We start from the raw sequence: 26,240 nt of genomic DNA on the forward strand, positions 1-26,240 counted from the left end.
GTCAGGAAAACAGCGCAAGGCCGGGCAGCCAACGAAGACGCGCACGGCACGATGTCCTTCCCGGACACCCCGCCGGTTAGTAATCACTGTGCCGGCAGGTCTCCTGACTGATGCGTCATCGCCTGGCTCCGGCCTTCCCGGGATTCACCCAGTGGCAGTCGTGGAGCAGGCTCGGCACCTACAGTTGCGGGGGCAGTTCCGGTCAATGCTGTGCAAGCACCCCGGATTCCCTATTAGTCCCGTTCGGGAACCAGCGGCGGCATGTTAGTCGATCAAGCCGCCGAAGGGGAGACGAATCTGTTGCGGCGAGGATTAGTGCTGGCTCATCAAACCGTGCAACACGCCCAGACGCAGGCCCGGTTCGGAGGGCAGCATTTGTGCGATACCGAACACTTTGAATGCCGCCAGCATTAACACCAGACCGCCGGGCAGAATGCTCTGGCGGTGTGGTTGCAGGCCTGCGAGCTTGAGCTGTTGCACGTTGTTTACCTTCAACAACAGCAGCGACAGGCGCAGCAGGCCGCCGTAGGTGATGCCGTCCTGGCCGAAGTCGTTGAGGCGATTGGTCTTGAGTACTTTGGCGAGCATGCGCGCGGTGCCGGAAGAGCCGATGGTTTGCTGCCAGCCCTGAGCACGGTAGCGCCGGGCAACTTTTTCAAACTGCAGGATGGCGAAGCGTTCGGCCTCCTGTAGCGCGCCGGCGGACACATCGCCGCCGCGAAAGAATCGCGTGCTCAAGGTGCCGCTGCCGATGGCGATGCTTTCGGTTAACAAGGGTTGTGAGCCCTGGCCGAGGATCAGCTCGGTGGAGCCGCCGCCGATGTCGACCACCAGGCGCAGGTCGTCGGCGCTGGGCAAGGCGTGAGTTACGCCGGCGTAGACCAGCCGCGCCTCTTCATGGCCGCAAATGACGTCGATGGGAAAGCCCAGATGCCGCTCGGCACTGGCCAGAAACAGTTGCGCGTTGTCCGCTTCACGCACCGCGCTGGTGGCCACCGCACGAACCCGGCCGGCCTCGAAACCACGCAGCTTCTTGCCGAACCGCGCCAACGCCTGCCAGCCGCGATCCAGTGCCAGTGCATCCAGCGCACCGCCGTCAAAGCCTTCGGCGAGGCGCACCGGTTCGCGCAGGGTTTTCACTTCCTGAATCTGCAAGCCTTTGCGGCTGCGCACCGACTGGCCGATCATCAGGCGAAAGGCGTTCGAACCCAGGTCGATGGCGGCAAACAGCGAGGCGTCGTCTTTCATGGGAATCCTTGCAGAGCATCCGTCGCGAGGCTCAAGACGGTTTGCGAGGATTCTGCCGTGATCTTGATGACATCCTGATGACGGGGGCGGGGCGATTGAATGAATTTGCGACTGTCACGACACTGTCATTATCCGGCGTCTATGCTGAGGTCAATACATCGCGTGTTCTTAAAGTTTTTGCTGCCAGTTTTGGCAGCTTTTTTTTGCCCGCGATTTGGCTGTTGATCGTTCCCACGCTCCGCGTGGGAACGCCTCTAGGGACGCTCCGCGTCCAGTGACGCGGAGCGTCACGGGCTGCATTCCCACGCAGAGCGTGGGAACGATCAGCGCGGGGTGCGGACGATCAATCAGCAGGACTGAGGAGTTTCGCCCCGGGCCAGGCGCGCATTGATGTCTTCGATCACTTCGGGCAGTTCGGCGATGGTGTCGATCAGGTAGTGCGGGCGCGAAGGGGCGAACATCTTGCCGATCCGCGCGCGTTCTTCCGCCAGTCGATCCGACGGCAACGCCTTGTATTGCTCATAGGTCAGGCCCAGTGCGTTGCCGGAGCAGGTCAACGCCACCGTCCACATACCGGCGGCGCGCCCTTCGAGAATTCCCGGCCAGGTGTCGTCGACCTTGACGCAGGCGGCCACGTCATCGATGCCCAGGGCAATCACGTTGGCCAACGCCTGCGCCGGATACGGCCGGCCATTGGGCACTTCATCGGTGGCGACGACATGGTCAGCGACGTAGCCATTTTCCCGCGCCAGTTCGACGACCTTGGCCATTACCACCGCCGGGTAGCCCGAGCACGAACCGATTTTCAAACCCTTGTCGCGCAATGCTGCAATGGCTTCGAGCGCGCCCGGAATCAGCGCCGAATGCAGGGCGATTTTCTCGATCTGCAGCGGCATGAAACGTTCGTAGATTGCCGTTACATCGTCGTCACTCGGCAAGCGATCAAACGCCGCGCGGTAACGCTCGGCAATCTGCGGCAGGTTGCACAGGGTGCGGATGTGATCCCACTTGCCCATGCCCATCGGCCCGCGCGCTTCTTCCAGCGATACCGCGACGCCGAACTCGGCAAAGGCTTCGACGAAGATTTGCGTTGGCGCAAACGAGCCGAAATCGACAACGGTGCCGGCCCAGTCGAGGATCGCGGCTTGCAGGTGAGTCGGTTGTTGGTACTGCATGGTCAATCTCCGTTTTCAGGTAAGCGTGGGCCGTCCCTCGGCAATGAGGTAGGCGGTTCAAGGGTCAGTGCTGATCAGGTCAGCGGTGGGTTCGCATCAAACAGTTCGGCAATCACTGGCCGGTTCCGGCGGATGCCGAGGCAGCACAGGTGGTATTCGATGAAAAACGGGTGATCGACAAAGGTGATCGGCGTGGTGCCCGGGGTTTCGGCGTACTCGACCGCCGAGACAAATCCGATGCCGATGCCTTTGACGATCGCGTGGACGATGGCTTCGCGGCTGTTGAGTTGCATGACGCAGTTGAGATCGATATTGAGGCGCTTGCAGCTTTCTTCCACCAGTTGCCGGGTGCGTGCACTGGATTCGCGCATCACCCATTTTTCGCCACTGATTTCACTGATGTGAACCTGCGCCTGACTGGCCCACGGATGGTCATCACGCACCACGGCGATGATCGGATAGCGGTGATACAACCGCGTGTGGAAGCGCTCATCGAATTCCGACAAGGCCAGAATCGCCACGTCGATATCAAAGTTGAACAACCGCGCCAGGGTGTCCTTTTCCGAAGAAAACGAGGTTTCCAGTTCGATATCCGGATGGCGCTGCATCAGCTCATAGGTCAGGTTCATGGCAATCGGCGGTGACACCGCGCCGAGGCGCAGCATTCCGGTCTTGCGCTGCTTGAAGCTCTGCAACAGTTGCACGGCTTCATCCTCCTGACCGAACAGGCCCTGAGTGATCGCATAGAGCTTGTGCCCGGCGGCGCTCATTTCGATGTAGCGGCCACGGCGATGGAACAGCTCGACCGAGAAGGTGTTTTCCAGCGCATTGACCTGTTCGCTGACGGTCGGCTGACCGACGCTCAGGTACTCCGCCGCAAGGGTAAAACTGCCGGTCTTGGCCACCGCATGAAACGAACGCAACCACTTGTGATACTGGTACATGCAAGCCCCGTCAGCGTCGAATGAACAATGCCACTGCCGCGCTGCACAGGCAGGCGCTGGTGACCACTATGAAGATGAGAGACGTGTTTGCCGTGGTGTCAAGCAAACGACCTATCATCGGCTCGGCCAGGCCGGCGAACAGGTATGAGGAAAAGTTCATGATTCCGGTCGCCGTACCGGCGCGTTTGGCCCCGACCAGATCCGGGCACAGCGCCCAGAAACTCGAGGCCGGGCCGTAGACGAAGAAGCCGCACAGGAACAGGGCGATCAGGCCGATGACGCTGTGTGGTGGCAGGCTCCACATCCACAGGCTGGTCGCCGCGCCCAGCACCATATAGAGCATGATCGCCAGATACCGCTTGGAGCCGAACAACTTGTCCGACACCCAGCCATTGCTCAACGCGCCAACCGCCATGCCGACGGGGAGGGCGACGGTGATCCATTTCGGGTCGACCATGCTGTCGCCGCTTTTCCAGTTGGCGCCGAGAAAGTGCACCGGCACCCAGACGATCAAGCCGTAGCGCGCCGCGTTCTGAAAGCCCAGGGACAGCGCAGCGATCAGCAGGCGGGGATTCTTCAGCACGGCTTTATAGCGTTGTGCCGAGGACTCGACTTCGCCCTGCGCGGCTTCCTGATGTTTGTCGTCAGCGTTGGCCACACCGGTATCACCCACCGGTTCGAAGCCCAGATCCTGCGGGCGTTCGCGGGCAACCAGATAGAAAATGATCCCGCCGGCGAGCATCAGCAGCACTGGCAAGCGGAAGATCCAGCGCCATTCCAGTTGCAGCACTTCGAGCACGACGATAGAGGTGACGTACGACAGAATCGACGCGCAGCCGGCGGCGAAGGTGTAAAAACCATAGACCTTGCCGCGCTCACCTGCTGCCCACCAATTGGCAATCAGTCGACCACCCGGCGCCCAGCCCAAGGCCTGAAAGTAACCGTTGACGCCCCACGGCAGAATCAGGCTGGTGAAACCACCGGCAAAACTGGTCACCCAGTTGGCACCGCAGGACAGCACCGCACCCAGCGTCATGATCCGTCGGCCACCGAATTTATCGGCGAGGTTGCCGTTGATCGCCTGGCCAATCGCGTAGGCCCAGAGCATCGCTGCAGAGGCCCAGCCGAGGGTTTCCTTGCTCAGGCCGAACTCGGCCTGAATCCCCGGAATGGCAAAACCGAAGGTCTGCCGACCGGTGTAGAAAAACAGGTAACAGAACATCGCTGCCAGCAGCATGCGCCACTGGGCGACCCGGAACGAGGCAGAACGTACGGCGAGACCAGGCATTGTTTCGGCACGATTCATGATCTTTTCCTTATTGTTGTCGGTTCCCGCCGGGTGTCGTCGGCGGGGTGCACTCTTTTTTGGTGCGACAGGAAATCACCGCGGCTGCATGCCGCTGGTGGTGCTTGGGTGACTCGGGTGTTATCAGGCGTCAGGCGGCTTGTGAACCGATGAAGTTCTTGCCGCGCGCACCTTGCATTGCGAGCTGGATGATGGCTTCGGCGTCCTTGGCCGAGACGCCGTAATCGGCAAACTCGGTCTTCACCCCGAGGCTGTGCAGGAACTCGCGCAGTTGCTGTTGGGCTTTGCTCAGGTCCGCGCCGAATACCCGTTGCAAGGTACGGTCGCGAGTAGCGTCGTGGCCCCAGGCCAAACCCAAAACCAGCGGCAAGGTGAAGGAGCAGGCGATGCCGTGGGGCAAACCGTGGCGCAAGGTCATCTCATAGGAAATCGAGTGCGCCAGCGCGGTTTTGGTGTTGGAAAACGCCAGCCCGGCCTTGAGTGCGGCCAGTGCCATGCGCGTGCGCAACTCTTGGCTCGACAGATCTTTGTGCAAACGCGGCAGGCATTCGAGAATGTCTTCAATCGCAGAAATGGCGAAAGTGTCGGAGACCGGGTTGGCGTTGACGTTCCAGATCGCTTCCAGCGCATGCGACAGCGCATCGAGCCCGGTGGAAACGGTGACGCCGGCCGGCACGGTGAGCATCAGTTGCGGGTCGATGATCGCCACCCGTGGCCAGGTGCAATCCAGATGAAGCGAGTATTTCTTCTGGCTGGCGCTGTCCCAGATCGTCGCCCACGGCGTGACTTCGCTGCCCGTGCCGGCAGTAGTCGGTGCGGCGATCAGTTGTTTGCAACGGGCCGGGGTGAACGGTTTGCCTGTCGCCAGCAGGCTCAGCAGTTCATCGAAACGGCCGGATTCGGTGCCGACGATCAACGCCTTGGCGGTATCGATGGCGCTGCCGCCGCCCACGGCGAGGACCACGTCACAATCAGCGGCGTGCTGCCAGAAGTGCTCGTAAGTGCTGCGCAGATGGGCGACGTCGGGGTTGGGCTGGACGTCTTCGAAAACGTAGATCAGGCGTTCGCCGAGCAAGCTTTGCAAACGGTCCACCAAGCCCAGCCCTCGGGCTTCAGGGAAGGTTACGAGGGCGACGCACTGCTGCTCGGTGATGGCGGCAAGGTCTTGCAGGCTGCCCCAGCCGAAACGGGTGTCGACGGGGTTCTGGAAGCGGGCAGTCATGGTCAATCCTTCTTGTTGTTGTCGTGTGGCCACATAGTCGAGGGCGACCGACAACGGCACAAATCGATAAATCGCAGGTTTGAATCGGCTGAGCCGATAGCAGCTTTACGCTAGTGCGCCGAACCGCTCTGGATCGCCGCGCGCAGGCGGCTGGAGATGGCGTCGGCGACTATCACCATGAAGGTGATGACGATGATGCAGGTCGCGGTTTCCTGATATTTGAACAGCTTGAGACTGCTCACCAGCTCGAACCCCAAACCGCCGGCACCGACCATGCCCAGCACCGTGGCCGAGCGCAGGTTGACCTCGAAGCGGTACAGGATCACGGCAATCCACGCGGTGATGACCTGTGGCAGCACACCAAACACGATCACCTGTAGCGGCCGAGCTCCGGTCGCTTGCAGCGCTTCAATCGGGCCTTGGTCGATCTCTTCGATGCTCTCGGCGAAGAATTTGCCGAGCATGCCCAGGCCATGCAGCGCCAGCGCCAATACGCCGGGGAACGGGCCGAGTCCAACCGCCGAGACGAAGATCAGCGCGAGGATCAGTTCGTTGATGCTGCGGGTGAAATTCAGTGCCTGGCGGGTGGCGTGAAACAGCCAGCGGTTGCGGCTCAAATTGCGCGCGGCGAGAAACGACATTGGAATCGCCAGTAAGACGCCAAGCAGGGTTCCCCAAATGGCGATCTGCAAGGTTTCCACCGCAGGCGCGATCAGACGCGGCAGGATGCTCAGGTCCGGCGGAAAGGTGCGCGAGAGAAAGTCGCCGATCTGCGGCAACCCGGCGGCCAGTTCACCGAGGCTGAGCTGCGCGCCTTGTGCGCTCCAGTTCAGCGTCCACAGCACGATCAGGACGACGGCGCCGGTGGTCAGCCAACTGCGCGGGCCACGGGGACGATCGCCGACCCACTGATAGTTTTGCGATTGCATGCTCAGGCCCTCGATACAGTGCGGTAGGACAGGGTGGTCGTCGGGACGTCAGCGGAGGACTCTGTTGATTGCCCCGGATAGATTCGCGCCAGATCGGCTTCAGTCATGCTCGACGCTTTGCCATCGAACACCAGACTGCCGTGCGCGAGGCCGACCACGCGGTCGCCGAACTCACGGGCGTATTCGACCTGATGCAGATTGCACAGCACGGTGATGCCCAGTTCGCGGGTGGCATCGCGCAAGTACTGCAACACCAGGCGCGCGGTCTTCGGGTCAAGGCTGGCAATCGGTTCATCGGCCAGAATCACCTGCGGTCGTTGCGCCAACGCGCGGGCGATGCCGACGCGCTGTTTTTGTCCGCCAGACAACGAATCGGTGCGCTCGCCAGCCTTGTGCGCCAGTTCGACGCGCTCCAGGCATTGCATCGCCAACGCCACATCGTCACGGCGGAACAGCTGCAAAATCGAGGCGAGGGTGCCGACGGAACCGAGGCGACCGGTCAGCACGTTCTTCAGCACACTCAGGCGAGGCACGACGTTGTGGTGCTGAAAAATCATCGCCACTTCACGGCGCAGAACGCTGGTGTCAGGGCAGGCGAGGGCGTCGATGCCGGCGACGTTCAGCGTGCCGCTGTCGGCCTGCGCCAGACGATTGATGCAACGCAGCAAGGTCGATTTACCGGCGCCGGACTGACCGAGCACCACGACGAACTCGCCGGCCGCGACCTCCAGGTCGATGCCACGCAACACCGGGTTGCTGCCGTAGTGTTTGGTCAGTTGGCGGATGCTGATCATTTCATGCTCCGTAAATCGAGATCGAGCACCTTGGCGGTGTCGCGCACCACGTCATACGACGCGTCGGTGGTCGGCTGGAAACCATTAAGCACGCCCTGATCACCCCACGGCACGTCCTTGATTGAAGCCAGTGCGTCGGCGATTTTCTTCTTCAGTTGCGGATCGAGCGCCTTGCGCCAGACCATCGGCGACTCAGGAATCGGCTTGGAACTCCAGACAATTTCGAAGTCATCCTGCTTCACCACACCTTTGGCCACGGCACTGGCGAAGATGCGGTCAGCCACGGCCGCCGCGTCGACTTTCTTGTTCTCGACCGCGAGGATGCTGGCGTCGTGGGAGCCGGAGAAAATCACTCGTTTGAACAAGTTGTCCGGGGCAAAACCGGCTTGTTCCAGACCTGCTTTTGGGAACAGGTGACCAGACGCTGAACTCGGGTCGACGAATGCAAACGTATGGCCCTTGAGGTCGGCCAGCGAATGAATGCCGCTGTCCTTGCGCGCCAGAATCACGCTTTTGTACGCGCTCTGGCCGGTCTTCTTGGTCACCGCCACCGAGAACGCCTCGACATCCGCCACCGAGGTCGCGAGCACGTAGGAGAACGGCCCGAGGTAGGCGACATCGAGCTTGCCCGAACGCAGCGCTTCGATGATGCCGTTGTAGTCGGTAGCCACGAACGGCACCACCGGCATGCCGATTTTGGCTTGCAGATCGTCGAGCACCTGTTTGCTCGATTCGATCATCGCCTGGGAATCTTCCGAGGGGATCAAGCCAATGGTCAATTTGTCCTTGGCCCAGACCTGGCTGGCGCCGAGGGCAATGACGGTGAGGCTGGCGACACGCAGAAACTGTTTGATTGTTTTCATGGCATTCCACGGTGTGGTTGGGAGTTGCCACAGGCTAGGTCTGTCACGTGACAGTCATTCAATCAATTCAATATGCGAAACGACAGCTAACTATTGATGGAGTCTATGGATGTCCAGCGCCAAACTGCGGGCCTTTCTCGCCGTCGCCCGTCACGGCAGTTTCAGTGCCGGGGCGCGGGCGTCAGGGTTGAGCCAGCCGACCCTGACCACGCAAGTACAAGCCTTGGAACGCCAGCACAATGTTGAGCTGTTCCATCGGCGCGGGCGGCGGATCGAGCTTTCCGATGTCGGGCGGCAGTTGCTGCCGATCGCGCAACGGATTGCCTTGCTGGAACTGGAAGCGCACAACCTGCTGCGCGACTCCGGACGGCTCGACAGCGGCCAGCTCAAGGTTGGTGCGGTGGGGCCGTTTCATGTGATCGAAATGGTCGACAGCTATTTGCAACAGCATCCGAATATCGATGTGTCGATCCGCGTCGGCAACTCGGCGCAGGTATTGTCGGACCTGGAAAACTATGTGACCGACATCGCCGTGCTGGCCGGGTGTCAGGATGATCCGGCGTTGTGTTCGGTGCGTTATGCGCGGCACGCGATCATCTTGTTCGCCCACCATGAACATCCACTGGCCAATCGTGGCAGCGTGCGGCTGGAGGAACTGGAAGGGCAGCGGCTGCTGCAACGCGAATCCGGTTCCACCACGCGGTTGGTGCTGGAGCAGGCTCTGAATGCGGCGCAGGTGAAACCGAGGATCGCCATGGAAATTGGCAGTCGTGAGGCGTTGCGTGAGGCGGTGGTGCGCGGGCTGGGGTTGGGCGTGGTGTCGGAAGCAGAGTTCATAGCCGACCCGAAAATCCGCACGATCAGAATCGAGGGCGAAGAGCTGTTCACCGAGACGTATCTTTATTGTTTGGCGGAGCGCCGCTCCAGTCGGCTCATCTCATCTTTTTTCGACGCGGCGCTGGGTTGATTTGCAATTTCGCGTGAGGCTTGGATAATATACGATCCATATACACATCGTATCGGATTCATATATGGGCATCGTAAAGATTTCAGAGGACATGCACGAGAACCTGCGTATCTCCAGCAACGCCCTCAGCCGCTCGATCAACGCGCAGGCCGAGCACTGGATGCGCATCGGCATGCTCGCCGAACTGCACCCCAACCTCGACCACAGCGCCATTTGCCGCTTGCTGATCCGCGCCGAACAGAACGGCGGGCTGGATCTGCAACAACTGACTCAGGAAGCCGTCAGCGCATGAGAAACCAGATCAAGATCAACACCCCGGCCGACATCGCGCAATCGCGTGCTGCCGGCAAACTCGCCGCTGAAGTGCTGGCCATGCTGGTGCCGCATGTCAAGGCGGGTGTCACCACCGATCAGCTCGATCAGCTGTGCAATGACTACATCGTCAATGTGCAGAAAGCGGTGCCGGCCAACGTCGGTTATCACGGCTTTCCGAAAACCGTCTGCGCCTCGGTCAACGACGTGGTGTGCCATGGCATCCCATCGGGCACGCCGCTGAAGGATGGCGACATCGTCAACCTCGACATCGCGGTGATCAAGGACGGCTGGTTCGGTGATACCAGCCGCATGTACGTGGTCGGTGAGGCGACACCTGAAGCGCAGCACCTGATCAAGACCACCTACGAGGCGATGTGCGCGGGCATCCGCGTGGTGAAACCGGGCGCCACGCTGGGCGATATCGGCCACGCGATCCAGAGCCTGGCGGAGAAAGAAGGCTTCAGCGTGGTGCGCGAGTACTGCGGGCACGGGATCGGCAAGGTCTATCACGATGAGCCGCAGATCCTGCATTACGGCTTTCCGAATCAGGGCATGAAGCTCAAGGCCGGGATGATTTTTACCGTGGAGCCGATGCTCAATGCCGGCAAGCGTCATGTGAAAAACATGGCGGATGGCTGGACGGTGCTGACCAAGGATGGCTCGTTGTCGGCGCAGTGGGAGCATATGGTGGCGGTGACGGAGACGGGGTTTGAGATCTTGACCGCGTGGCCAGATGAGATTGAAGGCTACCGCGCTATTGTCTGATACCGCGTCGACTGTTTCCCTCACCCTAGCCCTCTCCCAGAGGGAGAGGGGACTGACCGGGTTGTTTTGGCGTTATACATCGACTTGAAAGTCCTGAGTCGAACTCAGGTCCTGAAAAGCCCCCGATCTGCTCCCTTTCCCCCTCGCCCCCCTTGGGGGAGAGGGCTGGGGTGAGGGGGTAAATCTCACAGACAACACGCTATCAGTGAGAACCCGCAGCCTTGTTCAGGTCGCTGTCGGTCCATTCGGTGTAGACGCAGGCATCAGCGGTGGCCCAGCGTACTTGCACTGGGTCGCCAGCCTTGAGCGGCATGCCGGCGGCTGACAGTGCTTTCACCGTCATTGATGTGCCGCCCGACGTGACCACACTGCAAGTCTGGCTCTCACCCAGAAACAACACCTCCACCACCTTCGCTGAAACCTCGTTCCACCCCGACGGCAGCGGTTCGCTGATCGCTTGCGCCACGCTCAACGCCAAGGCTTTTTCCGGCCGCACCATCAGCAACACATCCTGATCCGTATGCAGCCCAGCGGTCAGTCGAATCGACAATGACTGTCCTTCAAACGAAGCCGCCGCATTGCCCTGCGCCTTGAGCTTGAGGAAGTTCGAGTTGCCCAGGAACGACGCCACAAACGCATTCGGCGGATTTTGATAAAGGTCATAACCACTGCCCAGACCAACAATCTTGCCGTGACTGAAAATAGCAATGCGCTGCGACAAACGCATGGCTTCTTCCTGGTCGTGGGTCACGTAAACAATGGTGATGCCCAGGCGACGATGCAGTTGGCGCAGTTCATCCTGCAGATCTTCACGCAGCTTTTTATCCAGCGCACCGAGCGGTTCATCCATCAGCAGGATGCGTGGTTCGTAAACCAACGCCCGGGCAATGGCGACACGTTGCTGCTGGCCGCCAGACAGTTGCGAAGGGCGGCGATGGGCGAACTGTTCGAGCTGGACCAGTTTCAACATCGCGTCGACACGCTTGTCACGTTCGGCGGCGGCCAGTTTGCGGATCGCCAGCGGAAAGGCGATGTTGTCGCGCACCGACAAATGCGGGAACAGCGAATAACGCTGGAACACCATGCCGATGTCACGCTTGTGCGGAGGCACATTCACCAGCGACTGACCGTTGACGAGGATCTCGCCACTGCTCGGCGTTTCAAATCCGGCGAGCATCGACAGGGTCGTACTCTTGCCCGAGCCGCTGGAGCCGAGGAAGGTCAGGAATTCACCGTCCTTGATGTCCAGCGAGATGTTGTCGACGGCGGCAAAGTCGCCGTAGTGCTTGTTCAGATTGCGCAGGCTGACCAGGGGTTTGTTATTCTGCTGGGAAGCGTCTTTGATCACGGCACTCATGTCGTACTCCTGGGCGCTCAGGCGCTGATTTCGTTGCGCCGGCGCAGCGCGGCGGCGATGACCATGACCAAAACCGACAAGCCGATCAGCAGCGTCGAAGCGACGGCGATCACTGGCGTCAGGTCTTGGCGCAGGGTGGTCCACATTTTCACGGGAAGGGTTTGCAGTGTGGGACTTGCCATCATCACGCTGAGCACCACTTCGTCCCACGACACGAGGAAGGCGAAGAGGGCGCCGGCGACCATGCCCGGACGAATCGCCGGGAACGTCACCTTGAACACCGCTTGCAGGCGTGAAGCACCGCAAATCACCGCCGCGTCTTCAATCGACTGATCGAACAGCTTCAGTGAGTTGATGATCGAGATAATCGTGAACGGCAGCGCGACGATCACATGGCTGACGACAAACGCGAACATCGTCCCGGTGTAACCGAGCTTGAGAAACAGCGCGTACACTGCCACGGCGATGATCACCAGCGGCACGATCATCGGCAGGGTGAACAGGCCGTAGAGCATTTCCCGACCGGGAAAACGCCCGCGAACCAGCGCAAACGCAGTCGGCAGACCGAGGGCCACGGCGCAGATCGTGGTCAGCACGGCGACCTTGAGGCTGGCCGCTGCGGCGTTCATCCAATCGGGGTTGGAGAAGAACTGGCCGTACCATTTCAGCGTCCAGCCCGGTGGCGGAAACACCAGCCACTGGGAAGAGCCGAACGACAGCAGCACGATAAACACGATCGGCAACAGCAGGAACAGACCGATCAGCCCGGTGGTTGCATACAAGCCGAAGCGCATGCGCCGGCTCATCGCATTGGGGGTCAGGAGCATGTCGGCTTACCTCGCGTTACTGGCGCCAACCGGGGATTCCGGCTGAAGCTTCAGGTAGAAGTAGAACAGCACCAAAGTGATCGCGATCAGCAACGCAGCGCCGGCACTGGCCAGGCCCCAGTTGAGGAACGATTGCACCTGCTGAATGATGAACTCCGGCAGCATCATGTTCTGCGCCCCGCCGAGCAGTGCCGGGGTGACGTAGTAACCGAGCGACATGACGAACACCATCAAGCCACCGGAGGCCAGACCCGGCCGACACAGCGGCAGGAACACCCGGAAGAAGTTGGTCCACGGACTGGCGCCGCAAATCGAGCCGGCCTGCAGGATCATCGGGTCAATGGCCTGCATGGTTGCCTGCAATGGCAACACGATGAACGGGATCATGATGTAGCTCATGCCGATCACTACGCCGGTGAGGTTGTGCACCATTTCCAGCGGCTGATCGATGATGCCCATCGCCATCAGAGCCTTGTTGATCACGCCGGACGCTTGCAGCAGCACCAGCCACGAATACGTGCGGGCGAGCAGGCTGGTCCACATCGACAGCAGCACGATGTTGAGAATCCAGCGACCCCAGCCGCGCGGCACCAGGGTGATCGCCCAGGCCAGCGGAAAGCCCAGCAACAGGCTGAACAGCGTTACCAGCCCGGCCACCGAGAAGGTGTTGAGCAGCACTCGGGCATACGCCGAGTTGGCGAACAGTTGTTCATAGTTGCCAAGGCCCGGGGTCGGTTCGAGCACGCCGCGCAACAGCAGGCCAATCAACGGCGCGAGAAAGAACAGGCCGATGAACAACAGCGCCGGAGCGAGGTTGCCGGCGCCGCGCCAGCGTTGTCTGAGGGACGGGGCTTGCTGCATCGCAACCGCCTGTGTTCCGTGGGCCGAACCGGCAGCGCTGGTCGCGCTCCCGGTGGCAGTGGAGGGACGGGACGCGGTGGCCGCCATTTTCATTTGACCAGCCATTCGTTCCACCGTGTCGCGATGGCCTGGCCGTTTTTGGCCCAGTACGCGAAATCTAGAGTGATCTGATCCTTAGCGTAGGCAGTCGGCAGGTTGGGGGCCAGCGTCGAATCCAGACGCTCCACACTGTCGAGGTTGACCGGGGCGTAGGCGGTCAGGTTGGAGAAGTCGGCCTGGCCTTTGGCGCCGCTGGCGGCGGCGAGGAACTTCATCGCCGCGTCCTTGTTTTTCGAGCCTTTTGGAATCACCAGAATGTCGGCCATGACCAGATTCTGTTTCCAGCTCACGCCGACCGGTGCGCCGTCTTCTTGCAGGGCGTGAATGCGACCGTTCCAGAACTGGCCCATGCTCGCTTCACCTGACGCCAGCAGTTGCTGCGACTGCGCGCCGCCGCCCCACCAGACGATGTCTTTCTTGATGGTGTCGAGTTTTTTGAAGGCGCGATCCAGATCCAGCGGGTAGAGCTTGTCGGCCGCCACGCCGTCGGCCAGCAGCGCCAGTTCGAGCACGCCAGGGCTTGGCCATTTATACAGCGCGCGTTTGCCGGGGTAGGTTTTGGTGTCGAACAGGGCACTCCAGTCCTGTGGCTTGTTGGCGCCGAGTTTGCCCTCGTTGTAGCCGAGGACGAAGGAGAAGAAGAACGAGCCGACGCCGTGATCGCTGACGAAACGCGGGTCGATCTTGTCGCGCTGGATCACTTTGAAATCGAGGGGTTCGAGCAGGCCTTCAGCGGCGGCGCGCAGGGCGAAATCGGCTTCGACATCGACCACGTCCCACTGCACGTTGCCGCTCTCGACCATGGCTTTGAGTTTGCCGTAGTCAGTCGGGCCATCCTGCACGACGGTGATGCCGCTGGCCTTGCTGAACGGATCGGCCCAGGCCTGTTTCTGCGCATCCTGGGTGCTTCCGCCCCAGCTGACGAAGTTCACGCTCTCGGCAGCCATTGCAGCCTGGCCGGTAACGCTGAGCAGTCCCGCAAAAAAGATCGCGGTTGCAGCTTTGTTCAACACCATTTTTACGCCCTCATTGTTGTGTTTTTGAGCGGGCTTGCGTTGTTGCCCGCCTGTCGGGAGCAGTAGATGGACCTTCGTTGGAATGTCCGGTCTATGGAATATCATATTATGGTATTCCAAACTTTGTGCAAGCACTTTGCCTTACCGGTTATCTGGCCGGGCGGTTATTTGATGCGTTCGGCTTGGATGTTTTTTGTGAATGTCAGATCCAGCCCCTCACCCCAGCCCTCTCCCTCCGGGAGAGGGGGCCGATTGGAGGCTGTTCAAAACCTGAGTTCGACTCGGTATCTTAGGTCGGCGTATAGCGACTAAACACCTCGGTCGGCTCCCTCTGCCTTCGGGAGAGGGGGCCGATTGGAGGCTGTCCAAAACCTGAGTTCGACTCGGTATTTCAGGTCGGCGTATAGCGACTAAACACCTCGGTCGGCTCCCTCTCCCTCGGGGAGAGGGCTGGGGTGAGGGCAGCTTCACTCGGTAAACGGAATACTCTCGACCACTTCCAGGTCATACCCGGTCAACCCGGCGTATTTCAGAGGAGGGCCCAGGTGACGCAACTTGCCAACCCCAAGGTTCTGCAGAATCTGCGCCCCGGTCCCCACCTCCGAATAAATCCGCGATTGCGAACGGCTGAACTGCCTCGGCGGCTGAGTCAATTGCGGCACTCGCTCCAGCAGCGCCTGCGAAGACTCGTGATTGGCCAGCACCACCACAACCCCATGCCCCTCAGCAGCGACCCGTTGCAACGCCGCCCAAAGCGTCCAGTTCGTCGGCCCGCTATATTCCGCGCCAACCAGATCACGCAGTGGATCGATCACATGCACGCGCACCAGCGTCGGTTCTTCACGGCGCAGATCGCCCATGACCATCGCCATGTGCACGCCGCCCTCGATGCGATCCTCAAAAGTGATCAAGCGGAACGTGCCATGCACCGTCGGCAGCTCCCGTTCGCCGATGCGTTCAATGGTGTGTTCGGTGCTCAGGCGATAGTGGATCAGGTCGGCGATGGTGCCGATCTTGATCCCGTGCTTGCGCGCAAACACTTCCAGATCCGGGCGACGGGCCATGGTGCCGTCGTCGTTCATCACCTCGACGATCACCGAGGCCGGCGTAAAACCGGCCAGACGCGCCAGGTCACAACCGGCCTCGGTGTGGCCGGCGCGGGTCAGCACGCCACCTTCCTTGGCGCGCAGCGGGAAGATGTGGCCGGGCTGCACCAGATCTTCAGCGCGGGCATTCGGCGCGACGGCGGCGGCCACGGTGCAAGCGCGATCTGCTGCGGAGATGCCGGTGGTCACGCCAACCGCTGCTTCAATCGATACGGTAAACGCGGTGCTGAACACGCTGCCATTGGCCGGCACCATTTGCTCCAGGCCCAAACGCTGGCAATGTTCGTCGGTCAGGGTCAGGCAGATCAGACCGCGCGCTTCACGGGCCATGAAGCTGATCGCCTCGGGCGTGCAACGGTCGGCGGCCAGCAGCAGGTCGCCTTCGTTTTCGCGGTCTTCGTCATCGACCAGCAAGACCATTTTGCCAAGACGATAATCTTCGATGATTTCTTCGATGCTGTTGAAGGCCATGCTGGACTCTCAGGGTTCGTTGGAAATATATTGGTATACCATAATACACAATCAACAAAGAGGTCATTATGAAGGCGTACTGGATTGCTCACGTGGATATAGCCGATGCCGATCATTACAGCCAATACACCCAGCGTGCGCCGGCAGCGTTCGCCGAGTTTGGCGCGAAGTTTCTGGCCAGAGGCGGGCGCAGCGAGGCGATGGAAGGGCGCCAGACGCCGCAACGCAGCGTGGTGATCGAGTTCGAGAGCTATGAGAAGGCTGTGGCGTGCTACCACTCGGCGGCGTATCAGGAAGCGAAACGTTATCGCGAGGAATGGGCGAGGGCGGAAATCATCATCGTTGAAGGCATCGCCCCAATTTAAGCAACACCACTAAACCCCTGTAGGAGTGAGCCTGCTCGCGATAGCTGTGTGTCAGTCGGCAATTCTCTACCTGACACACCGCTATCGCGAGCAGGCTCACTCCTACAAAGAGCGGGTTGCGTTGTCAGCGGATGAAGTGAATCTTGCCGCTATCATCATTGCCCATGTAGATCCCATACACCCCAGCCTGGCGTTCTTCGATATAGCGCTCGAGAATCTGCCGGATCGCCGGGTAATAGATCTGTTCCCATGGAATCTCTTCCGGCGCGAAGAACTTGTAATCCATGGTTTCGGGGCCGTACTGCCCGGTGATCTCCAGCGCGATCGCACGAAAGATGATGTACACCTCGCTGATCTTCGGCACGCTGAAAATCGAATACGGCGAGACGATTTCCGCGCGCACACCGCTTTCTTCCCAGACTTCACGGACGGCCGCTTGCTCGGTGGTCTCGCCGCTTTCCATGAACCCGGCGGGCAGCGTCCAGGTGCCCGGGCGCGGTGGGATCGCGCGTTGGCACAAGAGGTATTTGCCGTCCTGCTCGATGATGCAGCCGGCAATGATCTTCGGATTGACGTAATGGATGTAGCCGCAGCCGCGACACATCAGGCGCTCGTGCGTATCGCCCGCCGGTATCTGCTGACCGAGGTCAGGGCCACCGCATTTCGGGCAATAGCTCGGGCTGAACATATCAGTGACCTATACGGGGTTCTTTCAGCGCGATGGGCAGGGTCATGGCCGGGGTTGCGCCGGTCTCTTCCTGCTTGCGCTTGAGATAGTCGAGCGCCACGGCAGCAGCGGCGCGAACGTGATCGACACAGGCCTGATGCGCCACCAGCGGATCACCGCTCTTGATCGCTTCGACCATTTTTTCCATTTCCTGATTACTCGCGCCGCGACGGTTTTCCTGCGATACCGAAGTCGCGCGCAGGTAGCTGATGCGCGCCTGCAACTGACGCAACTGAGTGGCCGCCACGTGGTTACCCGAGCCTTCGAGCAGCACGTCGTAGAAACCCTGCACCGAGTCGATCACCTGCTGCAACTCGCCGTCCTTCAACGCCTTGCGGTTGTCGTCGAGGGCTTTTTCCAGGGCTTTGATGTCCTTGGCTTTAGCGCGCAGAGTGAACAACTGCACGATCAGTCCTTCAAGTACGCAGCGCAGCTCGTAGATATCGACCGCATCGGCGAGGGTGATGATCGCCACGCGCGGGCCTTTGGCATCGGCGAACTCGACCAGACCTTCGGATTCCAGGTGACGCAAGGCTTCACGCACCGACGTACGGCTTACACCGAGGCGATCGCACAGATCGCGCTCGACCAGACGATCGCCGGGCATGAGCTGGAAATTCATGATCGCGCTACGCAGTTTATCCAGCACGATTTCGCGCAGGGTAACGGGGTTGCGATTGACCTTGAAGCTGTCGTCGAGTGGCTGGCGTTTCATGGGGTCCGCTCATTCGGTTGGCTGTCCATGCCAGACGGGCATCTAAACAGCCGAGGGTTTAACTGGAGGCCTCGGCGTCGGCTTCGGCAAAGGCTTCACGGGCCAGCCGGAAACTGTCCACGGCTGCCGGAACGCCGCAATAAATGCCGACCTGAAGCAGAATTTCGCGTATTTGCTCACGACTCAGGCCGTTACGCAAGGCGCCACGCACATGCAGCTTGAGTTCATGCGGACGGTTGAGCGCCGAGATCATCGCCAGGTTGATCATGCTGCGCTCCTTGAGCGACAAACCCTCACGCCCCCAGACATGGCCCCAGCAGTATTCGGTAACCATTTCCTGCAGCGGACGGGTGAAGTCGTCGGCGTTCTCTATCGAACGCTGCACGTAGGCTTCGCCGAGCACCTGAGTGCGGATCTTCAGGCCCTTCTCATACTTTTCGTTACTCATCATTCCTCCTGTGACCACGATCCCTTGTAGGAGTGAGCCTGCTCGCGATAGCGGTGGATCAGTCGACATCAATGTTGAATGTCAGTCCGCTATCGCGAGCAGGCTCACTCCTACAGGGGGATTTGTGTGAATCCGTCAGGCCAGGGTCGGCAACGGCCCGAGCTTGCCTTTGTGGTAAATCATCGGCGTCACCGGTTGCGCGGGCAGGATCAGGTTCTTCACCGCGCCAACAATGATCGCGTGGTCGCCACCATCGTATTCCCGCCACAACTCGCACTCGATGATCGCCGTCGCTTTGGCCAGAATCGGGTTACCGAGTTCGCTCAAATGCCACGCGATGTCCTTGGCCTTGTCCTTGCCTTTACTGGCGAAAGCATAGGCCTCAGCCGTCTGGTCAGCCGACAGCAAATGGATCGCAAATTTCTTGCTGTCACGCAGCACCGGGTAAGTATCGGAAGCATAGTTGGGACAGAACAACACCAGCGCCGGGTCAATCGACAGCGCGCTAAAAGCGCTGGCGGTGATGCCGACGATCCCACCCTCAGGGTCAAGGGTGGTGACCACCGTGACGCCGGACGGGAACGAGCTCATGACGTCTTTGTAAATGCCGGGTTCGATCATTTCGCAGGACTCCTAGCGCATCACAAACGGATCAGGCATCGGTGCCTGGGAGAGGTTGATCCACACCGTTTTCAGTTCGGTGTAGGCCAGCACCGAATCGATGCCGCTTTCGCGTCCATAGCCACTGTTCTTGAAGCCGCCGATCGGTGCCATTGCTGACACCGCGCGGTAAGTGTTGACCCAGATGATCCCCGAACGCACATCGCGAGCGAGGCGATGAGCTCGGCCGAGATCACGGGTCCAGATGCCGGCAGCAAGGCCGAACTGCGAGTCGTTGGCGATCGCCAGTGCTTCGGCTTCATCTTTGAAGCGAATCACCGACGCCACCGGGCCGAAGACTTCTTCCTGCATGATCTTCATCGAATTGCGGTCGCATTCGAACAGCGTCGGCTCGTAGAACCAGCCTTCGCCGAGATCGGTCGGACGCTTGCCGCCAGTGCGCAAACGCGCGCCTTCAGCGATGGCGTCGGCGACCAGACCTTCGACCACCGCCAATTGCTGCGCGGTGGCCATCGGGCCCATCTCACTGTGGTCTTCTTGCGGGTTGCCGATGCGAATGCGCTGGGCGCGTTCGACCAGTCGGCTGACGAATTCGTCGTAGATCTCGTCCTGCACCAACAGTCGCGAACCCGACACGCAGCTCTGTCCGGAGGCCGCGTAGATCCCGGCGATCGCGCCGTTGATCGCGCTGTCCAGATCGGCGTCGGCGAAGATGATGTTCGGTGATTTGCCGCCCAGTTCCAGCGACAGCTTGGCGAAGTTCTCGGCGCTGCTGCGCACCACATGCCGTGCTGTCGCCGCGCCGCCGGTGAAGGCAATCTTGCGGATCAGCGGATGGCGGGTGAGGGCGGCGCCAGTGCTTGGGCCGTAACCGGTGACGACGTTGACCACGCCCGGCGGAATCCCGGCTTCGAGCGCCAGACGTGCCAGTTCAAGAATGGTCGCCGAAGCGTGCTCGGAAGGCTTGATCACAATTGTATTGCCAGCGGCGAGGGCCGGGGCGAGTTTGATTGCGGTCAGGTACAGCGGGCTGTTCCACGGAATGATCGCGGCGACCACGCCCATTGCTTCGTGCACGGTGTAGGCGAACAGGTCGGGCTTATCCAGCGGCAGCGTGCCGCCTTCGAGCTTGTCGGCGAGGCCGGCGGTGTAGTGGAAAAACTCCGGCAGATAGCTGACTTGCCCACGGGTTTCGCGGATCAGCTTGCCGTTGTCGCGGCTTTCCAGCTGCGCCAGTTGTTCTTTATTTTCGGCGATCAAGTCACCGAGACGGCGCAGCAGTTTGCCGCGTGCAGTCGCGGTCAGACCACGCCAGGCCGGGCTGTCGAAAGCAGTCTGTGCCGATTGCACGGCGCGTTCGACGTCCGCCTCATCAGCGTCGGGCAGTTCGGCCCAAGCTTGCGCCGTGGCCGGGTTGAGGCTTTCGAAGGTCTTGCCGGAGAGGGCGTCGACCCATTCTCCGCCGATGCACATCTGGAAGCGTGCGAGTGTCATGCAACGATCCCCTTTATATGGTTTTGTCGGGAGTGTGCGAATTGCAGAAATTCCAGCAGCGTCTGGTTGACCAGGCGCGGCGACTCTACCGGCATCATATGCCGTTGCTCGGCCAGCACGGCAACCTTCGCACCGGGGATGCGTCGGGCCAGTTGCTCGGCCATTTCCGGGGTCGAACCCGGATCGAGTTCACCGGTGGCGATCAGCGTCGGCGCCTGAATGCTGCCCAGGTCGTCGGCGCGGTACATGTCTTGGGTGGCGAACAATTCGTAGGTGGTCAGGTAACCCTGAGGATCATTATTGGCGAGGGTCTGGCGCAATGCGGCGATCTGCGCCGGGTTGGCCGCCTGATACTCGCGGCTGAACCAGCGCGACAACGCCGCTTCGGCATTGGCGTCCGGGCCATGTTCGGCGGCTTGCGCGGTACGGGCGATGACGCCGGCACGCTGTTCTTCGCTGCGGTTGAACACACTGTTCAACACCACCAGGCTTTGCAGGCGCTGCGGGTAATGCAGGGCAAAGGCCCGCGCGACCAGACCGCCCATGGAGAAACCGATCACCGCTGCCTGCGGCAGATTCAGGTGATCGAGCAGCTCCAGCAACTGATCGGCGTAACCGAGCAGGTTGGTGCCGCTGGCCGGTCGCGGGCTGGCGCCATGGCCGAGCATGTCGTAGGCGATCACCCGGTATTGGCTGGACAGACCGACGATCTGCCCGCCCCACATTTCTTTGTTCAGGCCCACGCCGTGGATCAAAACCACGGGCTGGCCTTGGCCGGTCGCCAGGTAACTGGTGCCAGCCGGGGTGAGTTCAGCGGTGAGCCGAATCATGGAGCGCTCCTGCAATGCCTTTTTATTGTGATTACTGGGCTTTTTCGGCGGCCAGTTCTTCCAGATCGATGTAGCGATTGCCGATGCGCGGGTGCAGACGGCCACCGTCAGCGCAACCCAGCACGACGACGATTTCGTCGGCACGCGGTGCGTCTTCGATCTGCATTTCCAGAGTGATGTAGTGCGAACGCTGACCTTCGTCGTCCTTGTGCATCATCGGAATCTGAATAGACGTGCCCGGGCCGCCGCGCTTGTTGGTGAAGCTCAGGTAGCTCTTGGCGTTGACGGCTTCGCGGTAGTGGTTGCCGAAGCGCAGGGTGTGGATCACGGCGGAGGCGTGTTCGATCTCGCCATCAGCGCCGACCACAGCGGCTTTGCCGTAGGCCTCGATCTTCTCGGCACCGCCGATGATGCCGACCAGACGCTCCACCATCAGCGCACCGAGGTCGGAGCAGTTGGCGCGGATCTGCGGCTTGAGGTCTTCAACGAAACCGTTGCCTACCCAAGGGTTTTTCATCACCACGGCGAGACCGACCATGGTCACTGGCTTGTCAGTGGCCTTGCCGCCTTCAATGAAGGTTTCTTCGACATAGCTGACGATCTTGCGAATTTCGAAACTCATGAGCTGCTCCGTTGGGGGATTAAGAGTGTCTGTGCGTCTGATGGTATACCATAATACCGATCGTGCAAGTCCCTCCGGTAACTTTTGCCGCATCACCCCGGCGAATGGTCATGTATTCAAATCCCAAAGCCCCCACAACTCCCTGTAGGAGTGAGCCTGCTCGCGATAGCGGTGTGTCAGCTGAGCAATTGCTAACTGATACACCGCTATCGCGAGCAGGCTCACTCCTACAGGGGGGAATCCGTCGGCAATGCGGTTAACAAAAGATAACGTGGCGCCGATTGTCAGACGTTTCGAAAGCCCGATAGGATGAGCCAGCTTCCGAAGTGGCTCTGGATTGCGGGTTTCAGGACTATGCTTCTGACCAGCCATCAGCGGAGCACACTTGCGGCGCCCTTGAAGGCCAATGGCCTAACAATAATAAATAGGGGAAGGTCTATGAGTCGTTGCCGCCCGCCGGCGTTACGCAACACCGCGTTGCTGGCCACAGCACTCTCCATGCTGGGCTTGGCCACGTTATCGGCACCTGTGATTGCTGCCGAGGCGCCAGCCGATGTGGTCTATGCCACCGAATCCGCCAAAGCCGCGAAAAGCCTGATTCTTGATGTTGTCCACGCCGGCAAACGGTTGGTGGCGGTCGGGGATCGCGGGCACATTCTCTATTCCGATGACCAGGGCAAAACCTGGACGCAAGCCAAAGTGCCGAGCCGACAACTGCTGACGGCTGTGTACTTTGTCGACGACAAGCACGGCTGGGCGGTCGGCCACGACGCGCAAATCCTCGCCAGCGCAGACGGCGGTCTGACTTGGACCAAACAATTCGAAGACCTCAAACGCGAATCGCCGCTGCTCGACGTCTGGTTCAAGGACGTCAACAGCGGCCTCGCCGTGGGCGCGTACGGTGCACTGCTGGAAACCACCGACGGCGGCAAAAACTGGGAAGACGTCAGCGACCGCCTCGACAACGAAGACCAGTTCCACCTCAACGCCATCGCGGCGGTGAAGGACGCTGGGCTGTTCATCGTCGGCGAGTCGGGCAGCATGTTCCGCTCCGCCGATGACGGCCAGACCTGGGAAAAACTCGAAGGCCCGTACGAAGGCTCGCTGTTCGGCGTGATCGGCACGGCGCAACCGCAGACCCTGCTGGCCTACGGCTTGCGCGGCAACCTTTATCGCTCGACGGATTTCGGCAGCACCTGGGAGCAGGTCGAGCTGAAAGCCGCGCGCGGATCGCTGGAATTCGGCTTGTCCGGCGCGACCCTGCTCGAAGATGGCTCGATCGTGATCGTTGGCAACGGCGGTTCGGTGATCAGCAGCAGCGACAACGGCGAGACCTTCAGCGTGTTCAACCGTCCGGATCGTATTTCCTTGTCGTCGGTCACCGCTGCCGGCGACGGCAATCTGATTCTGAGCGGGCAGGGTGGCGTTCACACCACGCTGCCAAACGGTGCCGAGATCAATAATAAGAAGGCGGGGCTATGACTTCCTTGATCACTCCTCAGCAGGACAAGGCGACGTTTCTTGAGCGCCTGATCTTCAACAACCGTCCGGCAGTGATCCTTATCTGCCTGGTGGTGAGTATTTTCCTGTTCTGGCAGGCCACGTTGATCCGGCCGTCGACCAGTTTCGAAAAAATGATCCCGCTCAAGCATCCGTTCATCGAGAAGATGATGGAGCACCGCAACGATCTGGCGAACCTGGGCAACACCGTGCGCATTTCGGTGGAAGCCAAGGACGGCGACATCTTCTCCAAGGAGTACATGGAGACTCTGCGCCAGATCAACGACGAGGTGTTCTACATTTCCGGCGTCGACCGTTCTGGCCTGAAGTCGCTGTGGAGCCCGAGCGTACGCTGGACCGAAGTGACCGAAGAGGGTTTCGCCGGCGGTGAAGTGATCCCGCAGAGCTACAACGGCTCGCAAGACAGTCTCGATCTGCTGCGCAACAACGTGCTCAAGTCCGGCCAGGTCGGGCGGCTGGTGGCCAACGACTTCAAGTCGAGCATCGTCGACATCCCGCTGCTGGAGTCCTACCCGGACCCGGAAGACCAGGGCAAGTTGCTCGCGCTGGACTACCGCAAGTTCTCCCATGAACTCGAAGACAAGATCCGCAACAAGTTCGAAGCGCAGAATCCCAACGTCAAGATCCACATCGTCGGTTTCGCCAAGAAGGTCGGCGACCTGATCGACGGTCTGGTGATGGTCGTGCTGTTCTTCGGCATCGCGTTTGTCATCACCCTGATTCTGCTGTTGTGGTTCACCAACTGCGTACGCAGCACCATCGCGGTGTTGAGTACGACGCTGGTGGCGGTGGTCTGGCAGCTCGGCTTGATGCACTTCTTCGGTTTCGGGCTCGATCCGTATTCGATGCTGGTGCCATTCCTGATTTTCGCCATCGGTATTTCCCACGGCGTGCAGAAGATCAACGGCATCGCCCTGCAATCCAGCGAGGCCGACAACGCGTTGACCGCAGCGCGGCGCACTTTCCGGCAACTGTTCCTGCCGGGGATGATCGCGATTCTCGCGGATGCGGTGGGCTTCATCACGCTGCTGATCATCGACATTGGCGTGATCCGTGAACTGGCCATTGGTGCGTCGATCGGCGTCGCAGTGATCGTGTTCACCAACCTGATTCTGCTGCCGGTCGCCATCTCCTATGTCGGCATCAGTAAACGCGCGATTGCCAGGAGCAAGAAGGACGCCAACCGCGAACACCCGTTCTGGCGCCTGCTGTCGAACTTCGCCAATCCGAAAGTCGCACGCGTCTCTGTGGTGCTGGCGCTGATCGCCTTCGGCGGCGGCCTCTGGTACAGCCAGAACCTGAAAATCGGCGACCTCGACCAAGGCGCGCCGGAACTGCGTCCGGACTCGCGCTACAACAAGGACAACAACTTCATCATCAACAACTACTCGACCAGTTCCGACGTGCTGGTGGTGATGGTCAAGACCAAGGCTGAAGGTTGCTCGCGTTATGAGGCCATGGCGCCGATCGATGAGCTGATGTGGAAGATGCAGAACACCGAGGGCGTGCAGTCGGCGATCTCGCTGGTGACCGTGTCCAAGCAGATGATCAAGGGCATGAACGAGGGCAACCTGAAATGGGAAACCCTGTCACGCAACCCGGACGTGCTGAACAACTCGATTGCCCGCGCCGACGGTCTGTACAACAACAGTTGCTCGCTGGCGCCGGTGCTGGTGTTCCTCAACGATCACAAGGCTGAAACCCTCGATCGGGCGGTACACGCGGTGCAGGAATTCGCCAAGGACAACAACAAGGACGGTCTGGAATTCATCCTCGCCGCCGGTAACGCCGGGATCGAAGCGGCCACCAACGAAGTCATCAAGCAGGCTGAGCTGACCATCCTGATTCTGGTGTACATCTGCGTGGCAGTGATGTGCATGATCACCTTCCGTTCGTGGGCGGCGACGCTGTGCATCGTCCTGCCGCTGGTGCTGACCTCGGTACTCGGCAACGCGCTGATGGCGTTCATGGGCATCGGCGTGAAAGTCGCGACCTTGCCGGTGGTGGCGCTGGGTGTGGGGATTGGTGTCGACTACGGCATCTACATCTACAGCCGTCTGGAGAGTTTCCTGCGCGCGGGGCTGCCGTTGCAGGAAGCCTATTACCAAACGCTGAAATCCACCGGTAAAGCCGTGCTGTTCACCGGTCTGTGCCTGGCGATCGGTGTGTGCACCTGGATCTTCTCGGCGATCAAGTTCCAGGCCGACATGGGCCTGATGCTGACCTTCATGCTGCTGTGGAACATGTTCGGTGCGCTGTGGCTGTTGCCGGCACTGGCGAAGTTCCTGATCAAGCCGGAGAAACTGGCGGGGCAGAAGGGCAATTCGCTGTTTGCGCATTGATCTGAAGGGCTGAAATGACAAAGCCGCAACCTTAGGGTTGCGGCTTTTTTTGTGTTTTAAGATCAAGAGCCCCTCACCCTAACCCTCTCCCGGAGGGAGAGGGGACTGACCGAGTGGTGCGGCTTGATACATCGACCTGAAATACCGAGTTGATTATGGATTTAAAGGAAATCATTCGATCGAGATAACAAGTCGAATATGGATTCACGAGCAAATCGTTCGACTGGAGATGCCGAGTTGATTATGGATTCACAGAAAATCGTTCAAGTCGGCGTAAATCTCAAATATCC

26 protein-coding genes and 1 riboswitch are annotated in these 26,240 nt (G+C 60.3%); of the genes, 6 read left to right on the top strand and 20 right to left on the bottom strand.

Annotated elements, in window-relative coordinates:
• Positions 1 to 76: 76 nt before the first annotated feature.
• A riboswitch (cobalamin riboswitch) is annotated at positions 77 to 270 on the bottom strand.
• 42 nt (positions 271 to 312) lie between these two features.
• The 8 genes from AB4N74_RS06810 to phnD all read right to left on the bottom strand — a co-directional run bounded on the left by AB4N74_RS06810 (position 313) and on the right by phnD (position 8,481).
• On the bottom strand, positions 313 to 1,248 hold the full coding sequence (locus tag AB4N74_RS06810; protein WP_093437728.1) for a Ppx/GppA family phosphatase: 936 nt from the start codon (positions 1,246 to 1,248) through the stop codon (positions 313 to 315).
• A gap of 347 nt (positions 1,249 to 1,595) precedes the next feature.
• The gene (gene phnX / locus AB4N74_RS06815) at positions 1,596 to 2,423 is read right to left on the bottom strand and encodes a phosphonoacetaldehyde hydrolase (protein ID WP_116256661.1); all 828 of its coding nucleotides are present in this window, start codon (positions 2,421 to 2,423) and stop codon (positions 1,596 to 1,598) included.
• A gap of 74 nt (positions 2,424 to 2,497) precedes the next feature.
• Entirely contained in the window at positions 2,498 to 3,367 is an 870-nt protein-coding gene (locus AB4N74_RS06820) for a LysR substrate-binding domain-containing protein (RefSeq protein ID WP_099758780.1), read from the bottom strand.
• 10 nt (positions 3,368 to 3,377) lie between these two features.
• Positions 3,378 to 4,673 carry an MFS transporter gene (locus AB4N74_RS06825; RefSeq protein WP_093437737.1) on the bottom strand — a complete coding sequence of 432 codons (1,296 nt, stop codon included), beginning with the start codon at positions 4,671 to 4,673 and terminating at the stop codon, positions 3,378 to 3,380.
• A 130-nt stretch (positions 4,674 to 4,803) separates the two neighbouring features.
• Positions 4,804 to 5,895 carry an iron-containing alcohol dehydrogenase PsrA gene (psrA, locus tag AB4N74_RS06830; protein WP_460098873.1) on the bottom strand — a complete coding sequence of 364 codons (1,092 nt, stop codon included), beginning with the start codon at positions 5,893 to 5,895 and terminating at the stop codon, positions 4,804 to 4,806.
• A gap of 110 nt (positions 5,896 to 6,005) precedes the next feature.
• Positions 6,006 to 6,824, bottom strand: coding sequence for a phosphonate ABC transporter, permease protein PhnE (gene phnE, locus AB4N74_RS06835; RefSeq protein ID WP_093437743.1), 819 nt, complete (start codon positions 6,822 to 6,824; stop codon positions 6,006 to 6,008).
• Positions 6,825 to 6,826: 2 nt separating this feature from the next.
• Entirely contained in the window at positions 6,827 to 7,618 is a 792-nt protein-coding gene (phnC, locus tag AB4N74_RS06840) for a phosphonate ABC transporter ATP-binding protein (protein ID WP_414925798.1), read from the bottom strand.
• On the bottom strand, positions 7,615 to 8,481 hold the full coding sequence (gene phnD, locus AB4N74_RS06845) for a phosphonate ABC transporter substrate-binding protein (RefSeq protein WP_460098877.1): 867 nt from the start codon (positions 8,479 to 8,481) through the stop codon (positions 7,615 to 7,617). The genes phnC and phnD overlap by 4 nt, the downstream gene beginning before the upstream one ends.
• Before the next feature lie 109 nt (positions 8,482 to 8,590).
• Here phnD and AB4N74_RS06850 point away from each other — a divergent pair, with 109 nt between their 5' ends.
• The 3 genes from AB4N74_RS06850 to map all read left to right on the top strand — a co-directional run bounded on the left by AB4N74_RS06850 (position 8,591) and on the right by map (position 10,528).
• Positions 8,591 to 9,448, top strand: a complete 858-nt coding sequence (locus tag AB4N74_RS06850; RefSeq protein WP_460098880.1) for a LysR substrate-binding domain-containing protein — start codon at positions 8,591 to 8,593, stop codon at positions 9,446 to 9,448.
• Between the two features lie 64 nt (positions 9,449 to 9,512).
• Positions 9,513 to 9,740: a ParD-like family protein gene (locus AB4N74_RS06855; RefSeq protein ID WP_007918027.1), complete on the top strand. Its 228-nt coding sequence runs from the start codon at positions 9,513 to 9,515 to the stop codon at positions 9,738 to 9,740.
• Entirely contained in the window at positions 9,737 to 10,528 is a 792-nt protein-coding gene (gene map / locus AB4N74_RS06860) for a type I methionyl aminopeptidase (protein WP_460098882.1), read from the top strand. Before AB4N74_RS06855 ends, map begins: the two co-directional genes overlap by 4 nt.
• A gap of 202 nt (positions 10,529 to 10,730) precedes the next feature.
• On the opposite strand, the gene AB4N74_RS06865 is transcribed toward map, so the two are convergent.
• The 5 genes from AB4N74_RS06865 to ribBA form a co-directional block, all read right to left on the bottom strand.
• A complete protein-coding gene (locus AB4N74_RS06865) occupies positions 10,731 to 11,885 on the bottom strand; it encodes an ABC transporter ATP-binding protein (protein ID WP_460098885.1) in 1,155 nt (384 codons plus the stop codon).
• 17 nt (positions 11,886 to 11,902) lie between these two features.
• Positions 11,903 to 12,712, bottom strand: coding sequence for an ABC transporter permease (locus AB4N74_RS06870; RefSeq protein ID WP_007918021.1), 810 nt, complete (start codon positions 12,710 to 12,712; stop codon positions 11,903 to 11,905).
• Between the two features lie 6 nt (positions 12,713 to 12,718).
• Positions 12,719 to 13,666: an ABC transporter permease gene (locus AB4N74_RS06875; RefSeq protein WP_166674938.1), complete on the bottom strand. Its 948-nt coding sequence runs from the start codon at positions 13,664 to 13,666 to the stop codon at positions 12,719 to 12,721.
• Positions 13,663 to 14,688 carry an ABC transporter substrate-binding protein gene (locus AB4N74_RS06880; RefSeq protein ID WP_093437763.1) on the bottom strand — a complete coding sequence of 342 codons (1,026 nt, stop codon included), beginning with the start codon at positions 14,686 to 14,688 and terminating at the stop codon, positions 13,663 to 13,665. The genes AB4N74_RS06875 and AB4N74_RS06880 overlap by 4 nt, the downstream gene beginning before the upstream one ends.
• A 467-nt stretch (positions 14,689 to 15,155) precedes the next feature.
• Positions 15,156 to 16,265 carry a bifunctional 3,4-dihydroxy-2-butanone-4-phosphate synthase/GTP cyclohydrolase II gene (gene ribBA, locus AB4N74_RS06885; RefSeq protein ID WP_095050094.1) on the bottom strand — a complete coding sequence of 370 codons (1,110 nt, stop codon included), beginning with the start codon at positions 16,263 to 16,265 and terminating at the stop codon, positions 15,156 to 15,158.
• 68 nt (positions 16,266 to 16,333) lie between these two features.
• Here ribBA and AB4N74_RS06890 point away from each other — a divergent pair, with 68 nt between their 5' ends.
• The gene (locus AB4N74_RS06890; protein WP_460098889.1) at positions 16,334 to 16,630 is read left to right on the top strand and encodes a DUF1330 domain-containing protein; all 297 of its coding nucleotides are present in this window, start codon (positions 16,334 to 16,336) and stop codon (positions 16,628 to 16,630) included.
• Between the two features lie 124 nt (positions 16,631 to 16,754).
• Here the strand turns inward: AB4N74_RS06890 and AB4N74_RS06895 are convergent, their stop codons facing one another.
• The 7 genes from AB4N74_RS06895 to AB4N74_RS06925 all read right to left on the bottom strand — a co-directional run bounded on the left by AB4N74_RS06895 (position 16,755) and on the right by AB4N74_RS06925 (position 22,087).
• Positions 16,755 to 17,318, bottom strand: a complete 564-nt coding sequence (locus tag AB4N74_RS06895; RefSeq protein ID WP_242206107.1) for an NUDIX hydrolase — start codon at positions 17,316 to 17,318, stop codon at positions 16,755 to 16,757.
• 1 nt (position 17,319) lies between these two features.
• Positions 17,320 to 18,072: a GntR family transcriptional regulator gene (locus AB4N74_RS06900; protein WP_077573257.1), complete on the bottom strand. Its 753-nt coding sequence runs from the start codon at positions 18,070 to 18,072 to the stop codon at positions 17,320 to 17,322.
• A gap of 58 nt (positions 18,073 to 18,130) precedes the next feature.
• A complete protein-coding gene (locus tag AB4N74_RS06905) occupies positions 18,131 to 18,520 on the bottom strand; it encodes a carboxymuconolactone decarboxylase family protein (protein ID WP_007968634.1) in 390 nt (129 codons plus the stop codon).
• Positions 18,521 to 18,655: 135 nt separating this feature from the next.
• Complete coding sequence (locus AB4N74_RS06910) at positions 18,656 to 19,141, bottom strand: flavin reductase family protein (protein WP_093437777.1); 486 nt, start codon at positions 19,139 to 19,141, stop codon at positions 18,656 to 18,658.
• Between the two features lie 12 nt (positions 19,142 to 19,153).
• The gene (locus AB4N74_RS06915; protein WP_095050099.1) at positions 19,154 to 20,635 is read right to left on the bottom strand and encodes an aldehyde dehydrogenase; all 1,482 of its coding nucleotides are present in this window, start codon (positions 20,633 to 20,635) and stop codon (positions 19,154 to 19,156) included.
• Positions 20,632 to 21,465 (bottom strand): alpha/beta fold hydrolase, encoded by an 834-nt coding sequence (locus tag AB4N74_RS06920; protein ID WP_460098895.1) that lies wholly within the window; start codon positions 21,463 to 21,465, stop codon positions 20,632 to 20,634. Before AB4N74_RS06920 ends, AB4N74_RS06915 begins: the two co-directional genes overlap by 4 nt.
• A 31-nt stretch (positions 21,466 to 21,496) precedes the next feature.
• Positions 21,497 to 22,087, bottom strand: coding sequence for an amino acid synthesis family protein (locus AB4N74_RS06925; protein WP_007917992.1), 591 nt, complete (start codon positions 22,085 to 22,087; stop codon positions 21,497 to 21,499).
• Between the two features lie 438 nt (positions 22,088 to 22,525).
• On the opposite strand from AB4N74_RS06925, the gene AB4N74_RS06930 reads away from it, so the two are divergent.
• Both AB4N74_RS06930 and AB4N74_RS06935 read left to right on the top strand, forming a co-directional pair.
• A complete protein-coding gene (locus AB4N74_RS06930; RefSeq protein ID WP_116256672.1) occupies positions 22,526 to 23,569 on the top strand; it encodes a WD40/YVTN/BNR-like repeat-containing protein in 1,044 nt (347 codons plus the stop codon).
• Positions 23,566 to 25,950, top strand: coding sequence for an efflux RND transporter permease subunit (locus AB4N74_RS06935; protein WP_093437794.1), 2,385 nt, complete (start codon positions 23,566 to 23,568; stop codon positions 25,948 to 25,950). The genes AB4N74_RS06930 and AB4N74_RS06935 overlap by 4 nt, the downstream gene beginning before the upstream one ends.
• Positions 25,951 to 26,240: the final 290 nt, after the last annotated feature.

The organism is Pseudomonas sp. H3_C08 (genome assembly GCF_054669455.1).

Bases quoted from the DNA above. Each gene is read 5' to 3' on its own strand.
- AB4N74_RS06810 (WP_093437728.1), bottom strand. From the start codon at position 1,248: ATGAAAGACGACGCCTCGCTGTTTGCCGCCATCGACCTGGGTTCGAAC.
- phnX (WP_116256661.1), bottom strand. From the start codon at position 2,423: ATGCAGTACCAACAACCGACTCACCTGCAAGCCGCGATCCTCGACTGG.
- AB4N74_RS06820 (WP_099758780.1), bottom strand. From the start codon at position 3,367: ATGTACCAGTATCACAAGTGGTTGCGTTCGTTTCATGCGGTGGCCAAG.
- AB4N74_RS06825 (WP_093437737.1), bottom strand. From the start codon at position 4,673: ATGAATCGTGCCGAAACAATGCCTGGTCTCGCCGTACGTTCTGCCTCG.
- psrA (WP_460098873.1), bottom strand. From the start codon at position 5,895: ATGACTGCCCGCTTCCAGAACCCCGTCGACACCCGTTTCGGCTGGGGC.
- phnE (WP_093437743.1), bottom strand. From the start codon at position 6,824: ATGCAATCGCAAAACTATCAGTGGGTCGGCGATCGTCCCCGTGGCCCG.
- phnC (WP_414925798.1), bottom strand. From the start codon at position 7,618: ATGATCAGCATCCGCCAACTGACCAAACACTACGGCAGCAACCCGGTG.
- phnD (WP_460098877.1), bottom strand. From the start codon at position 8,481: ATGAAAACAATCAAACAGTTTCTGCGTGTCGCCAGCCTCACCGTCATT.
- AB4N74_RS06850 (WP_460098880.1), top strand. From the start codon at position 8,591: ATGTCCAGCGCCAAACTGCGGGCCTTTCTCGCCGTCGCCCGTCACGGC.
- AB4N74_RS06855 (WP_007918027.1), top strand. From the start codon at position 9,513: ATGGGCATCGTAAAGATTTCAGAGGACATGCACGAGAACCTGCGTATC.
- map (WP_460098882.1), top strand. From the start codon at position 9,737: ATGAGAAACCAGATCAAGATCAACACCCCGGCCGACATCGCGCAATCG.
- AB4N74_RS06865 (WP_460098885.1), bottom strand. From the start codon at position 11,885: ATGAGTGCCGTGATCAAAGACGCTTCCCAGCAGAATAACAAACCCCTG.
- AB4N74_RS06870 (WP_007918021.1), bottom strand. From the start codon at position 12,712: ATGCTCCTGACCCCCAATGCGATGAGCCGGCGCATGCGCTTCGGCTTG.
- AB4N74_RS06875 (WP_166674938.1), bottom strand. From the start codon at position 13,666: ATGAAAATGGCGGCCACCGCGTCCCGTCCCTCCACTGCCACCGGGAGC.
- AB4N74_RS06880 (WP_093437763.1), bottom strand. From the start codon at position 14,688: ATGGTGTTGAACAAAGCTGCAACCGCGATCTTTTTTGCGGGACTGCTC.
- ribBA (WP_095050094.1), bottom strand. From the start codon at position 16,265: ATGGCCTTCAACAGCATCGAAGAAATCATCGAAGATTATCGTCTTGGC.
- AB4N74_RS06890 (WP_460098889.1), top strand. From the start codon at position 16,334: ATGAAGGCGTACTGGATTGCTCACGTGGATATAGCCGATGCCGATCAT.
- AB4N74_RS06895 (WP_242206107.1), bottom strand. From the start codon at position 17,318: ATGTTCAGCCCGAGCTATTGCCCGAAATGCGGTGGCCCTGACCTCGGT.
- AB4N74_RS06900 (WP_077573257.1), bottom strand. From the start codon at position 18,072: ATGAAACGCCAGCCACTCGACGACAGCTTCAAGGTCAATCGCAACCCC.
- AB4N74_RS06905 (WP_007968634.1), bottom strand. From the start codon at position 18,520: ATGAGTAACGAAAAGTATGAGAAGGGCCTGAAGATCCGCACTCAGGTG.
- AB4N74_RS06910 (WP_093437777.1), bottom strand. From the start codon at position 19,141: ATGATCGAACCCGGCATTTACAAAGACGTCATGAGCTCGTTCCCGTCC.
- AB4N74_RS06915 (WP_095050099.1), bottom strand. From the start codon at position 20,635: ATGACACTCGCACGCTTCCAGATGTGCATCGGCGGAGAATGGGTCGAC.
- AB4N74_RS06920 (WP_460098895.1), bottom strand. From the start codon at position 21,465: ATGATTCGGCTCACCGCTGAACTCACCCCGGCTGGCACCAGTTACCTG.
- AB4N74_RS06925 (WP_007917992.1), bottom strand. From the start codon at position 22,087: ATGAGTTTCGAAATTCGCAAGATCGTCAGCTATGTCGAAGAAACCTTC.
- AB4N74_RS06930 (WP_116256672.1), top strand. From the start codon at position 22,526: ATGAGTCGTTGCCGCCCGCCGGCGTTACGCAACACCGCGTTGCTGGCC.
- AB4N74_RS06935 (WP_093437794.1), top strand. From the start codon at position 23,566: ATGACTTCCTTGATCACTCCTCAGCAGGACAAGGCGACGTTTCTTGAG.